The sequence below is a fragment of the Vibrio sp. 10N.286.45.E10 genome (assembly GCF_002874195.2).
Taxonomy (GTDB): domain Bacteria; phylum Pseudomonadota; class Gammaproteobacteria; order Enterobacterales; family Vibrionaceae; genus Vibrio; species Vibrio crassostreae.
In genome coordinates this window covers 1904747-1918138 of record NZ_MCWD02000001.1, presented here as the reverse complement: position 1 = coordinate 1918138, position 13392 = coordinate 1904747, and the positions used below count along the sequence as shown (strand labels likewise).

General features: G+C 44.0%; 11 protein-coding genes. 7 read left to right on the top strand and 4 right to left on the bottom strand.

The window, feature by feature from the left end; all coding sequences use genetic code 11:
- The first annotated feature begins 179 nt into the window (after nt 1–179).
- Nucleotides 180–500 (top strand): ATP-dependent Clp protease adapter ClpS, encoded by a 321-nt coding sequence (gene clpS / locus BCU34_RS08440; protein ID WP_004737430.1) that lies wholly within the window; start codon nt 180–182, stop codon nt 498–500.
- 39 nt (nt 501–539) lie between these two features.
- On the top strand, nt 540–2813 hold the full coding sequence (gene clpA / locus BCU34_RS08435) for an ATP-dependent Clp protease ATP-binding subunit ClpA (RefSeq protein WP_048659678.1): 2274 nt from the start codon (nt 540–542) through the stop codon (nt 2811–2813).
- A 202-nt stretch (nt 2814–3015) separates the two neighbouring features.
- On the opposite strand, the gene infA is transcribed toward clpA, so the two are convergent.
- From infA to aat, 3 genes are all read right to left on the bottom strand, one after another.
- Nucleotides 3016–3234: a translation initiation factor IF-1 gene (gene infA / locus BCU34_RS08430; protein ID WP_001040192.1), complete on the bottom strand. Its 219-nt coding sequence runs from the start codon at nt 3232–3234 to the stop codon at nt 3016–3018.
- Nucleotides 3235–3315: 81 nt separating this feature from the next.
- Nucleotides 3316–4014, bottom strand: coding sequence for an arginyltransferase (locus BCU34_RS08425; protein WP_102432693.1), 699 nt, complete (start codon nt 4012–4014; stop codon nt 3316–3318).
- Nucleotides 4014–4724 carry a leucyl/phenylalanyl-tRNA--protein transferase gene (aat, locus tag BCU34_RS08420; protein ID WP_048659672.1) on the bottom strand — a complete coding sequence of 237 codons (711 nt, stop codon included), beginning with the start codon at nt 4722–4724 and terminating at the stop codon, nt 4014–4016. Before aat ends, BCU34_RS08425 begins: the two co-directional genes overlap by 1 nt.
- 53 nt (nt 4725–4777) lie before the next feature.
- On the opposite strand from aat, the gene BCU34_RS08415 reads away from it, so the two are divergent.
- Both BCU34_RS08415 and aroA read left to right on the top strand, forming a co-directional pair.
- Complete coding sequence (locus BCU34_RS08415; RefSeq protein ID WP_102432694.1) at nt 4778–5233, top strand: glycine zipper 2TM domain-containing protein; 456 nt, start codon at nt 4778–4780, stop codon at nt 5231–5233.
- A gap of 162 nt (nt 5234–5395) precedes the next feature.
- Entirely contained in the window at nt 5396–6676 is a 1281-nt protein-coding gene (gene aroA / locus BCU34_RS08410) for a 3-phosphoshikimate 1-carboxyvinyltransferase (RefSeq protein ID WP_048659670.1), read from the top strand.
- A 45-nt stretch (nt 6677–6721) separates the two neighbouring features.
- Here the strand turns inward: aroA and BCU34_RS08405 are convergent, their stop codons facing one another.
- Nucleotides 6722–6967, bottom strand: a complete 246-nt coding sequence (locus tag BCU34_RS08405; protein ID WP_017062104.1) for a YciN family protein — start codon at nt 6965–6967, stop codon at nt 6722–6724.
- A gap of 439 nt (nt 6968–7406) precedes the next feature.
- On the opposite strand from BCU34_RS08405, the gene topA reads away from it, so the two are divergent.
- The 3 genes from topA to glgA all read left to right on the top strand — a co-directional run bounded on the left by topA (nt 7407) and on the right by glgA (nt 13234).
- Nucleotides 7407–10037, top strand: coding sequence for a type I DNA topoisomerase (gene topA / locus BCU34_RS08400; protein WP_017062103.1), 2631 nt, complete (start codon nt 7407–7409; stop codon nt 10035–10037).
- A gap of 523 nt (nt 10038–10560) precedes the next feature.
- On the top strand, nt 10561–11790 hold the full coding sequence (gene glgC, locus BCU34_RS08395) for a glucose-1-phosphate adenylyltransferase (protein ID WP_080582251.1): 1230 nt from the start codon (nt 10561–10563) through the stop codon (nt 11788–11790).
- Nucleotides 11780–13234 (top strand): glycogen synthase GlgA, encoded by a 1455-nt coding sequence (glgA, locus tag BCU34_RS08390; RefSeq protein WP_019820990.1) that lies wholly within the window; start codon nt 11780–11782, stop codon nt 13232–13234. Before glgC ends, glgA begins: the two co-directional genes overlap by 11 nt.
- Nucleotides 13235–13392 lie beyond the last annotated feature (158 nt).

Below are 13392 nucleotides of genomic sequence, written 5' to 3'. Positions count from 1 at the left end.
TGTTAATCGAGATCTTTTATTTGCAGCGATGGAAATGGTGGATTAGGCTCAGTATAGAGGAATATTTTTTGGTACTGTTTCTCGGTGCAGTTTCTTAGTACACCGTAAAGCGTGAATGTGGTAAATTTGAGTTAGGTAAACACTCACGACTTCCGAAAAATAACCCTTAGCAAAGCGATATGAGCAGAAACTTTGAATGGGCATCTCCAGGCTCAGATTTACTGGAGAAAGAAGCAACAAAAGTAAAGCCACCGGCGATGTATAACGTTGTGTTAAATAACGATGATTACACGCCCATGGACTTTGTAATCGAGATCCTAGAGCGATTCTTCTCACTAGATATCGAAAAAGCAACGGAAGTGATGCTCAAGGTTCATTATGAAGGTAAAGCTATATGCGGCACATACAGTGCTGAAATAGCGGAAACAAAGGTAGCGCAGGTCACGATGTACTCAAAGGAAAATGAGCATCCGCTACTATGTACAATGGAGCAAGTATAAATTGCTCGAACAACACTGTTGTTCCCTTAGGAGGTACTTATGCTAAATAAAGAATTAGAGACGAGTTTAAATGGCGCATTTGCTCGTGCGCGAGACAAGCGACATGAATTCATGACTGTCGAACACCTCCTACTAGCATTATTAGAAAATGATGCGGCCAAGGAAGCGCTCCAAGCTTGTCAGGCTGATCTCGATGCTCTTCGCAATGAGCTCGATATTTTTATCGATCAAACGACCCCACTTATCCCTGAAAGCGACGAAACTCGCGAAACTCAGCCTACGTTGAGCTTTCAACGAGTACTTCAACGCGCTGTTTTTCATGTTCAATCTTCAGGTCGCAGCGAAGTAACAGGTGCTAATGTACTTGTGGCTATTTTTAGTGAGCAAGAATCTCACGCGGCATATCTTCTTAAGAAAAACGACATTAGTCGCTTAGATATTGTTAACTTCATCTCACACGGTATTACCAAAGCGAGCAACGAAGGCGACAGCCCTTCATCATCTGATTCATTTGGTGGTGCAGAAAATGCTGAAGAAGCTAATTCTGAAGACCGTTTAGAAAATTTCGCGACCAACCTTAACGAAGTAGCGAAGCAAGGTAATATTGACCCATTAATCGGTCGTGACAAAGAGCTAGAGCGTACTATCCAAGTTCTGTGTCGTCGTCGTAAGAACAACCCTCTGTTAGTGGGTGAAGCGGGTGTAGGTAAAACTGCCATCGCGGAAGGTCTTGCATGGCGCATTGTTGAAGGACAAGTGCCTGAAATCATTCAGAGCAGCGTAATTTATTCTCTAGATATCGGTTCACTGTTAGCAGGGACGAAATATCGCGGTGACTTTGAGAAACGTTTTAAAGCGATTCTTAAGCAACTCGAGAAAGAAGAAGACGCGATTCTGTTCATCGATGAGATCCACACCATTATTGGTGCTGGCGCTGCCTCTGGTGGTCAGGTTGATGCGGCAAACTTAATTAAACCGCTACTAAGCAGCGGCAAATTGCGCTGTATCGGTTCAACAACGTACCAAGAGTACAGCAGTATTTTTGAGAAGGAGCGTGCTTTAGCTCGTCGCTTCCAGAAAATCGATATTATTGAACCATCGCTAGATGATACGACTAAGATTCTGATTGGCTTGAAGCCAAAATACGAAGCTCACCACGAAGTGCGCTACACCAACAAAGCGTTGCGTGCTGCTGTGGAACTGTCAGCTAAATACATCAATGAACGTCACCTTCCTGATAAGGCGATTGACGTAATCGATGAAGCGGGCGCTCGCAGTCGTTTGGCACCTGCAAGCCGTCGTAAGAAAACGGTAAGCGTGGCTGATATTGAGTCAATGGTTGCGAAAATGGCGCGAATTCCTGAAAAATCAGTATCATCTTCAGACAAAGATACGCTGCAGAAACTGGATGACCGCATGAAAATGTTGGTGTTCGGACAAGACCCAGCTATCGACGTATTGAGCGAAGCGATCAAGCTGACCCGTGCTGGATTGGGTGCTGACAATAAACCGGTTGGTTCATTCCTATTCGCAGGACCTACTGGTGTAGGTAAAACCGAGGTTACCGTTCAGCTGTCTAAACTGATGGGTATTGAGCTTCTGCGCTTTGATATGTCTGAGTACGGTGAGCGTCATTCTGTGAGCCGCTTGATTGGTGCTCCTCCTGGTTATGTCGGTTACGATCAAGGTGGTCTGCTAACTGACGCCGTAATCAAGAACCCACACTCTGTTGTGTTACTGGATGAAATTGAAAAAGCTCACCCAGATATCTTCAACCTGCTACTGCAGGTGATGGATAACGGCACACTAACAGATAACAACGGCCGTAAAGCGGATTTCCGTAACGTGATTCTAGTGATGACAACCAACGCGGGTGTGGCTGAAACTGAGAAGAAATCGATCGGCCTGATCCAACAAGATCATGCACCAGATGCGATGGGCGAAATCAAGAAGGTGTTTACTCCTGAATTCCGTAACCGTCTTGATAACGTCATCTGGTTCAACAGCTTGGATCCAAGCGTGATTAGCCAAGTAGTCGACAAGTTCATTGTTGAGCTTCAGGTTCAACTGGACGCACGTGGCGTATCTCTAGAGGTTTCTGAAGATGCTCGTCACTGGCTGGCAGACAAAGGCTACGACAAGACCATGGGCGCTCGTCCTATGGGACGTGTGATTCAAGAGAAGCTTAAGAAGCCCCTTGCGAATGAATTGCTGTTTGGTAGCTTGGTTGATGGCGGTACGGTGAAAGTATCTCTGAAGAAAGACGAGCTTGACTTCATCTATGTTGGTGCAAAAGAAGAGGTTATGCACTAACCGATTGTTAGAACGTTCAAGAGTTTAACTATAAAACGCATGACTTAGGTTGTGCGTTTTTTTTATGCTTGCGAGATGCCAGATGCCAGATGCCAGATGCGAGATGCCAGATGCGCGAGATAGGTTTTGCTAAAGGGCGATGTTCAGGCGATAAAAAACGGAGCATTAAGCTCCGCTTCTTATTGTATTCGCTAATTAATAATTAACGAGCACGGAAGACGATGCGGCCTTTAGAAAGGTCGTATGGAGTCATCTCAACAGTTACTTTATCACCAGTAAGAATACGGATGTAGTTCTTACGCATTTTACCAGAGATGTGTGCTGTCACTACGTGACCGTTTTCAAGCTCAACACGGAACATTGTGTTTGGTAGAGTATCAAGGACAGTGCCTTGCATCTCGATTACGTCTTCTTTAGCCATCTAATCCTCTTTCGAAATTTGGCGGTTTTCAACGGCTTGATTGTGCCGTTAAAATCAAAATATGTAAAGTTGTCGCGTATTCTACCCTTGCCACCGCTGATTTACTAGCCTTTGATGACGTTGAAATCGTACTTTATAGTTCATCGCAGGGCATTCATCGATTTGATAACCCAAATATAACCATTGTTTTTGTTCTTTCTGGGCATGTTGGATCTGAAATAGAACGCCAAGTGTTCCCATCGAAATGTCGATATCAGGATCGAAGAAAGTATAAAACGCGCTCGTACAGTGAGACATGATGTCGGTTACGGCGATACCGACCAACTTGTTCTCGTCGTAGATATGCATAAACTTTGTTGTAAGCCACTCATTTTGTGAGAATTGTAGAAATTCTTCTTTCTTAGGTGGGTACATGGTTCCCGAACGGTGACGAGCGGTGATATAGCGGCTGTATAAGTCAAACCAGTTGTCATCCATTTCATCTTTCAGCTCCCAACGCAGTGATTTTCCCTTGTTAAGGATTCGTCGCTGGCTTTTGGAAAGCTTGACCTCTGGGATTGAAAGCCGAATAGCTTGGCATGCTGAGCAATTATCGCAATGTGGCTTATAAATGGTTGCTCCACTGCGGCGAAATCCATTCGCAAGCAGAACTTCATAGTTATCTGAGGTGTGCATGTGTTCGTCAAGCGTAACCGCCACTCTTTCTTCTAGGTGAGGTAAGTAGCTGCAAGCGTGGTTGTCTGTTAATCCAATTCTGATTTGTTGTAAATCTGGATTCATTAAGGCATTTCCTTTAGCCATTGGGTTTGAAAGCATGCATCGTCAACGGAGAACTCTTTGAGCAATTGCAGAGAACCTAGGAATTCATCCCTATCAACCTCGATAGCGCCTAAGGATTCCAAGTGAGGGTTCATGACCTGACAATCAATCAGTTGTCCGCCGAATTGTGTAAAGTGTTCACAAAAATACCACAGCGCAATTTTAGAGGCATTGGTCTTCAGGCTAAACATCGATTCACCGCAAAAGACTTGGCCTCTTTGTAAGCCGTAAAGCCCGCCGATCAGTTTATCGTCTTGCCAAACCTCAACCGAGTGGCAGAAACCTAATGAAGCGAGCTTGCGATAGGCTAACTGCATGTCGCTGTTTAACCAAGTTTCTTCTTCGGGTCTTAGTGAAGAGCAATAACCAATTACTCTGTCCGTCGCTTGGTTGATGCTGACACGATAATTGTGTTTTCTTTGAAACTTTTTAAGACTTTTTGACGGTTCGAATGTCTTAGGATTAAATACCGCTCGCGGTGCAGGGCTCCACCAAAGTATAGGCTCACCTGGGCCATACCATGGAAATATCCCTTGGCTATAAGCGTTTAAAATTCGCATTGGTGATAAATCACCACCGAAGGCGAGCAGACCGTTGGGTTCATCAAGCGCGTCGAAGGGCGAAGGAAACTCTATACTAGTAGTATCAAGTTCGGTTAGGTATATAGTCATAAGTACCGCATTACAGATTAATCACTGACCAAGAGGTCTTTAGGAGTTTTACCATGAAGAAGTTGCTTTGGATTTTACTTGTTTTGCCTATGTTGGCAAATGCAGCTTACAACAGAAACGAAGCTCGACCAGTGAACGAAGTAGTTTATGGTGAGATCGATACGGTTAGATACATCACTCAACAAGAGATCGTTGAATCGAAAGCGAATGGTTGGGAAACCTTATTAGGTGCGGCGATTGGTGGCTTGATTGGTAATCAGTTTGGCGGCGGCACCGGTAAAGAAGTGGCGACAGCTGTCGGTGCAGTAGCAGGTGCGGGTATTGCTCGTAACCGAGGTAACACACAGTATAAAGTTGAGTACAAACTGGTCGAGTTACTGGTCAAAACCAAAGACGACAAGTTGGTCAACATCATCCAAGATGTCGATAACTCGATGTTGTTCAACCGAGGCGATGATGTACGAATTCTCTATTTTTCAGATGGTGTTCGAGTTGACATCGCGTACTAGTATGTAAATGCAATTGATTGGCTAATTAATCATCGGTTTGAGCGGGATTAGCTCTGGAGTTCGTTGGAAAAGTTCGTTAGTCTGCAAGTACGAAGAATTATTCATCACCCGAAAATAAATACGCGCCAGTGACTTCGGGTGGTACAAGGACTATAAGATTTAATGGAAAGCCTTACGTTACAACCAATTCAAAAAGTGAACGGGGAAGTTAACCTACCTGGTTCAAAAAGTGTTTCCAACCGTGCACTTCTTTTGGCTGCACTTTCTACGGGAACCACTCGCCTAACAAACTTACTAGACAGTGATGATATTCGTCATATGTTGAATGCATTGACGCAGCTAGGTGTTGATTACCAGTTGTCTGCAGACAAAACCGTTTGTGAAGTGACAGGTGTTGGTGGTGCATTCTCAAGTGATAAAGCTCTAGAGCTTTTCTTAGGTAACGCGGGTACGGCGATGCGTCCGCTGGCGGCTGCACTATGTTTAGGTCGCGGTGAATACGTTCTGACTGGTGAGCCGCGCATGAAAGAGCGCCCAATTGGCCACTTAGTAACGGCACTGAGAGAAGCCGGTGCCGACGTTGAATACTTAGAGAACGAAAACTATCCACCATTGAAGATCACAGGTACAGGCCTGAAGAGTGGTACGGTTTCAATCGACGGTTCTATCTCTAGCCAGTTTTTGACTGCATTTTTGATGGCTGCACCTCTGGCGGAAGGCGAAGTGACCATCAAAATTGACGGTGAATTAGTTTCTAAACCTTACATCGATATCACGCTACACATTATGAAACAATTTGGTGTGGACGTGATCAATAATGACTACCAAGAGTTCGTGATTCCGACAGGGCAATCTTACACAGCTCCGGGCGACTTCTTAGTAGAAGGTGATGCATCATCTGCGTCATATTTCCTTGCAGCTGCTGCTATCAAAGGTGGTGAGATTAAGGTCACTGGTATTGGTAAAAACAGTATCCAGGGTGATATCCAATTCGCTGATGCGCTTGAGAAAATGGGTGCGGAAATCGAATGGGGTGACGACTATGTTATTTCTCGTTGTGGCGAGCTGAAAGGCATTGATATGGACTATAACCATATTCCAGATGCTGCGATGACTATTGCGACAACAGCATTGTTTGCGAAAGGCACAACGGCAATCCGTAATGTCTACAACTGGCGTGTGAAAGAGACAGATCGCTTGGCGGCAATGGCAACAGAGCTACGTAAAGTCGGAGCCGAGGTTGAAGAGGGTGAAGATTACATCATTGTTAACCCTGTGGCTGAACTGACTCACGCGGCGATTGATACTTACGATGATCACCGTATGGCTATGTGTTTCTCGCTGGTTGCTTTGAGCGATACGCCTGTGACGATTAATGATCCAGGTTGTACGTCAAAGACATTCCCTGATTACTTCGATAAGTTGAAAATGCTGAGCCAGTAAAGGTTCAGGAACTAAAAAAGCTTGCCTAAATGGCAAGCTTTTTAATTATTGCTGAATTGTAAATTCTTTCGAAAGGTGGTGCGCTAAGTATTTAAACATGTTAAATACCGCGGTTGTATTCTCGGTCGGCATTCCATTGCTATCTAAGAAGTATTCACCTTTGAAGACGAGTACATCGTCTTTTTCTACTACGCTGTTTGCGCGCATGCCTTCAATGTAGTCATCATGTGATTGGATAATTTGGTTTGCGATAAGCAGTAAATCAAATTCTGCTATTACTTTCTTTGTCATGAGTTTATCTCTGATAACTGAATATAACGTTGAGTTTATGGTGTCGAACTAGAAATTCAATGATTTCACAACCGATTAAGAGAGTCTTTTCAAACATCCACAATTTATTTTGTGATTTACGGCAAAAATAATTGAATGGGGCTCGCGTTAGATTCGCGGACAAGCTTAGTATGAGCCCGTTTAGACGTAATGCCTGATGAATAGGCTCTTGCAAGTATTCTTAGTGAGTACTTTATAGCTTCTTTATATTGTGACCCTTTTATCTGTGAGTCGTCGAATTGTCGAGCGATCAGATCCAATTTTGAAAAAAGCGGTTGATCTTCTAGTAATCTCGCACAATAGTAAAAAAAGAAGCAATGAATTTAGAATATCATGCGTAAAAGCCCACAAGCTAAATTGTTGGTGCTGAAGCATCGTGATTAAGGACGTTAGAGTCAATATGGGTAAATCGCTCGTTATAGTGGAGTCGCCAGCCAAGGCTAAAACTATCAATAAATATCTTGGCAAAGACTTTGTCGTTAAGTCGAGTGTAGGTCACGTTCGTGATTTACCAACGGCGGGTCAAAGTACTGGTCAAAAGGCTGCTGCAGTTTCAACCAAGGGTATGAGCCCAGAAGATAAAGCTCGTATCAAAAAAGAAAAAGATCGCAAAGCTCTTATCAAAAAGATGGGTATTAACCCGTATAAAGAGTGGGAAGCGAACTACCAAATCCTACCTGGTAAAGAAAAAGTCGTTGCTGAATTGCAAAAACTTGCTGAGAACGCAGACCATGTTTATCTCGCAACCGATTTGGACCGCGAAGGAGAAGCTATCGCATGGCACCTTCGTGAGATCATCGGCGGCGATGAAACGCGATACAAGCGAGTGGTTTTTAACGAAATCACCAAGAATGCTATTCAACAAGCTTTCGAAACACCAGGCGAGCTAAACATCGATGGCGTAAACGCTCAACAAGCACGACGTTTTATGGACCGTGTTGTTGGCTTTATGGTGTCACCTCTGCTTTGGAAAAAAGTAGCACGAGGCCTATCCGCTGGCCGTGTTCAATCAGTAGCGGTAAAACTACTGGTAGAGCGTGAGCGCGAGATCAACGCCTTTATCCCTGAAGAGTTCTGGGATGTGCATGCTGATACTAAAACAGCAGAGAAAACCGATTTTAGACTGCAAGTAGCGCAGAAAGACGGTGTTGCGTTTAAACCTGAAAATGAAGCGCAAACACAAGCTGCTGTTAGCGTTTTAGAAAAAGCGCAATACGAAGTATGTAAACGTGAAGACCGCCCAACCAAGAGTAAGCCGTCTGCACCTTACATCACGTCGACGCTGCAACAAGCTGCGAGTACCCGTCTTGGTTATGGCGTAAAGAAAACCATGATGCTGGCTCAACGCTTGTATGAAGCGGGTTACATTACTTATATGCGTACTGACTCTACTAACTTGAGTTCAGAAGCTGTAGAAGCCGCTCGTGAATACATTGGTTCTGAGTACGGCGCGCAATATCTTCCACCTAAAGCACTTGTATACGGCAGCAAAGAGGGCGCTCAAGAGGCCCACGAAGCGATTCGTCCTTCAAGTGTAGATGTTAAGTCGGAAGACCTAAACGGCGTAGACGCAGACGCACACAAGCTTTACTCGCTAATTTGGAATCAATTCGTAGCGTGTCAAATGACGCCAGCTCAATACGATTCAACGACAGTAAGCGTTAAAGCAGATGAGTACACGTTAAAAGCGAAAGGTCGTATCCTTAAATTTGATGGTTGGACTCGTGTTCAGCGTCCAATGGGTAAGAACGAAGATACGATCCTTCCAGCAGTTCAGATCGGCGATAAGCTTGACCTGATCGCGCTAGACCCTAAACAGCACTTCACTAAGCCACCGGCTCGTTTCACTGAAGCGGCGCTAGTTAAAGAGCTTGAGAAGCGTGGTATTGGTCGTCCTTCAACATACGCATCAATCATCTCGACGATTCAAGACCGCGGTTATGTAAAAGTTGAACAGCGTCGTTTCTATGCTGAGAAGATGGGTGAAATTGTTACTGACCGTCTAGATGGTAGCTTTAACGACCTAATGAACTACGACTTCACTGCTCGTATGGAGCAGAAGTTGGACCAAATCGCAGAAGGCGAAGCAAGCTGGAAAGGCGTGCTAGATAACTTCTTCGAAGACTTTACTGGCGATTTGGAAAAAGCTGATTTAGACGAAGACGCTGGTGGCATGAAGCCAAATCATATCGTGGAAACTGATATTGAGTGTCCGACTTGTAGCCGTAAAATGGGTATTCGTACGGCTTCGACAGGCGTATTCCTTGGTTGTTCTGGCTATGCACTTCCACCAAAAGAGCGTTGTAAGACAACAATCAACCTTGGTGATGAAGAAGGCATTATCAACGTGCTTGAAGAAGACGTTGAAACAGCAGCACTTCGAGCTAAAAAGCGTTGTCCTATTTGTGAAACGGCAATGGATGCTTATCTAATCGATGATAAGCGTAAGATGCACGTATGTGGTAATAACCCGAACTGTGAAGGTTATGTGGTTGAGCACGGCGAATTTAAAGTGAAAGGCTACGATGGTCCACTTGTTGAGTGTGACAAGTGTGGTTCTGACATGGTTCTGAAGAACGGTCGTTTTGGTAAATACATGGACTGTACGAGTGAAGACTGTAAGAACACTCGTAAGATTCTGAAAAATGGTGAAGTTGCGCCACCGAAAGAAGACCCGGTACATTTCCCTGAACTTCCGTGTGAAAATTCAGACGCGTACTTTGTTCTTCGTGACGGTGCTTCTGGTCTATTTATGGCTGCGAGCAACTTCCCTAAATCACGTGAAACGCGTGCACCGTTAGTGGAAGAGCTGGTTCGCTTTAAAGACCGTATCTCACCTAAGTTTCAATACCTAGCATCAGCACCAGTTGCTGACCCTGATGGTAAGCCGACAGTGGTTCGTTTTAGTCGTAAGACCAAAGAAAACTACGTTCGTACTGAAGTAGATGGAAAACCGTCCGGTTGGACTGCGTTGTACATCGACGGTAAGTGGGAAGTTACGGATAAGCGTAAAAAACCTAAAGAGAAGTAACTGAACGTTATTGATGAAAAAGCAGCCTAATGGCTGCTTTTTTTGATCTCAATATGACTAAATATGCAACGTGTTGATTTGGTGTTTCGTCGACGAGAATTTATTAAATTCACACTGTAAAATAAATAAAGGTAATTAATCACATCTTCTTATGTAACTTTAACGAGAATGTAACTTAATTAAAATATTGTAACTCACAGATCAGTGTTTAGTTGTATACCTGATGTGTGTCGGGTGTTAATGTAATGTTTCGCCCGCACGGTGTAATGTGAGCTGCTTTAAGTCTTAGGAAAGCAATCAGCTTACGTACCACAGAATGGCGTATTAAAAATTGAATTCGGCCGAAAAGTCGATAACGTATATAAAACCAAGTGCAAAGAATAGTGCACACATAACAACGTTTGGCTTAGGATATTGTCACTGTATGTGAATGGATATTCGCTAAATACCGAAATAAGTGTTGGTGCTCATCCCCCAGAGGAAGATACCTCTACGAGTACTAACATCGACAAGCTATAGATATATGGAGAATAAAATGGCTGGTGTATTGGGAATGATTCTTGCTGGTGGTGAAGGCTCACGCTTAAGACCTTTAACTGAATCTCGCAGCAAACCCTCGGTTCCTTTCGGTGGTAGTTACCGCTTAATTGATTTCGCTCTGAACAACTTCGTTAATGCTGATCTGATGAAGATCTACGTATTGACACAATTTAAGTCACAATCACTGTTCCACCATATGAAAAAAGGTTGGAATATCAGTGGTATAACAGACCGTTTTATCGACCCAATTCCTGCGCAAATGCGTAAAGGAAAGCGTTGGTATGAAGGCACAGCAGATGCTATCTACCAAAACATGGGCTTTATGGAGCTGGAAGAACCAGATCAAGTTTGTATTTTTGGTTCAGACCATATCTATAAAATGGACATCAAACAGATGCTTGATTTCCATAAAGAAAAGAAAGCAGCTCTAACAGTATCAGCTTTGCGCATGCCGCTTGCTGAAGCATCAGAATTCGGTGTTATCGAGGTTGATGCTGATGGCCGTATGATTGGCTTTGAAGAGAAACCTGCAAATCCGAAGTCGATTCCGGGCGATCCAGAATCAGCGCTCGTTTCAATGGGCAACTACGTGTTCGAAGCGAAAGAGCTTTTTGCTGAACTAACGGAAGATGCTGATAGAGAAGGTTCGACACACGATTTCGGTAAAGACATTATTCCAAACATGTTCCCACGTGGTGATGTGTTTGTTTATGACTTCAGCACCAACCGTATTACTGGTGAGAAAGAAGAAGTTTACTGGCGCGATGTAGGTACGATTGACGCGTACTGGCAAGCGCATATGGACCTTCTTAAGAAAGATGCGCCATTCTCGCTATACAACCGTAAATGGCCTCTACACACTTATTACCCGCCACTGCCACCAGCTACGTTTACTGATTCGGCAAATGGTCGAATTCAGATCATTGATAGCCTTGTGTGTAGCGGTAGTTATGTACGTGGTTCGCGTATTGAAAAGAGTGTATTGGGCTTCCGCAGCAATATCGCATCAGCGTGTGATATTAGCGAAAGTATCTTACTCGGTGATGTAAAAGTGGGTGAGGGTTGTATCCTGCGCCGCGTTATCATTGATAAAGATGCAGATATCGCACCGGGTACACAGATTGGTGTGAATCTGACAGAAGACAAAAAGCATTACCACGTATCTGACGATGGTGTTGTAGTGATTTCTAAAGGAGCACGAGTTGGTTACTAAGACTCTCTCGGTACTTTTTGTAGCGTCTGAAGTTGAAGGCTTGATTAAAAGTGGTGGCTTGGCTGATGTAGCCAAGGCACTACCGAAAGCGTTGCAAACACTCGAACAGGACGTTCGAGTGACTATCCCCGCATATAGAAATATTCCAAACATTGATTCAGCAGAAGTTATTTTATCGACTGAACTCGATCATTGGCCTCATACGGCTTACCAAGTTAAAAAACTGAGCGTAGAAGGCGTTCCAGTTTTTGGTATTGAATGTGCCAAATATTTCGACCGTCAAGAAATGTACGCAGAAAACAATCAAGCTTATGCTGATAACGGAGAGCGCTTCTCGTTCTTCAGTGCAGCCTGTCTTGATATGCTTCCTAAGCTTGGTTTTCAACCGGATATCATTCATGCAAACGACTGGCATACTGGTTTTGTACCTTTCTTGCTTAAATCGCGTTATCAACAACACGATTTCTTTGAAAATACGCGCAGTGTTATCTCGATTCACAATGCGGTTTTCAAAGGTGTGTTTGCATACGACGAACTGCAATTCCTACCTGAGATGCACAGCTACAATGTGCCGGAAGCTTCAGTAAGTGACACTCATGTCACTATGTTAAGAGCTGGCGTGATGTGCGCAGATAAGGTGAACGCAGTAAGTCCTACCTATGCAGAAGAGTTGAAAACGGAGTTAGGTAGCCATGGTATGGCAGCAGAATTCCAACACAGATCTGCGGATCTTTTCGGCATTTTGAATGGTTGTGATTACGGTGCTTGGAACCCGGAAACAGACGCTTTCCTTCCTCGTAAATACAAAGCGACCAAGCATAGTATGGCTCGCGGAAAATCAGCTTGTAAGCAAAAGCTGCAACAAGACGTGGGTTTACCCGTTGCCGATTGCGCGGTTTATGGCATGGTTTGTCGCCTGACGAATCAGAAAGGTGTTCATTACTTACTGCCTATCATCGAACAGTTTTTGAAAAATGACCTTCAGATCGTGATTGTCGGTACTGGCGATCCGGTTTTGGCGAGTCAATTGAAAGAGCTATCAGCACTTCACTCAGATAAGTTCTCGTTCGTAGAAGCGTACAATAATGAACTTGCGCATTTGGTTGAAGCGGGCTCTGATTTCTTCTTGATGCCTTCGGAATTTGAACCGTGTGGTTTAAACCAAATCTACAGCATGGCTTACGGTACTTTGCCGATTGTTCGTTCTGTGGGAGGTTTAAAAGACAGCGTGAATGATTACGATGAGGATCCTGAAGTCGCGACTGGGTTTGCTTTTGAAGAGCCAAAACCGCAAGCGCTATTAGCTGTGTTACATCGTTCATTATTGCTTTATGCACAAAACCCATCTGAAATTAAGCGTGTCCAGCTTTATGCGATGCAGCAAGATTTTAGTTGGGAAGATGCGGCTAAAGAATACCTCACTATGTACCATTCAGCACTTTAACTTGTTGACTTAGCATTAAAATTAGCTAGCGGACAACAACAGCTCGCAATAAATGAAGGCGCTCTAATCGTAGAGTGCCTTTTTTATTTCCTGGTCAGAGCACATCACGTTTACGAAGACAAAGCTTGCAAACTCATTTTAGTCAGGTAGAAAAGGTG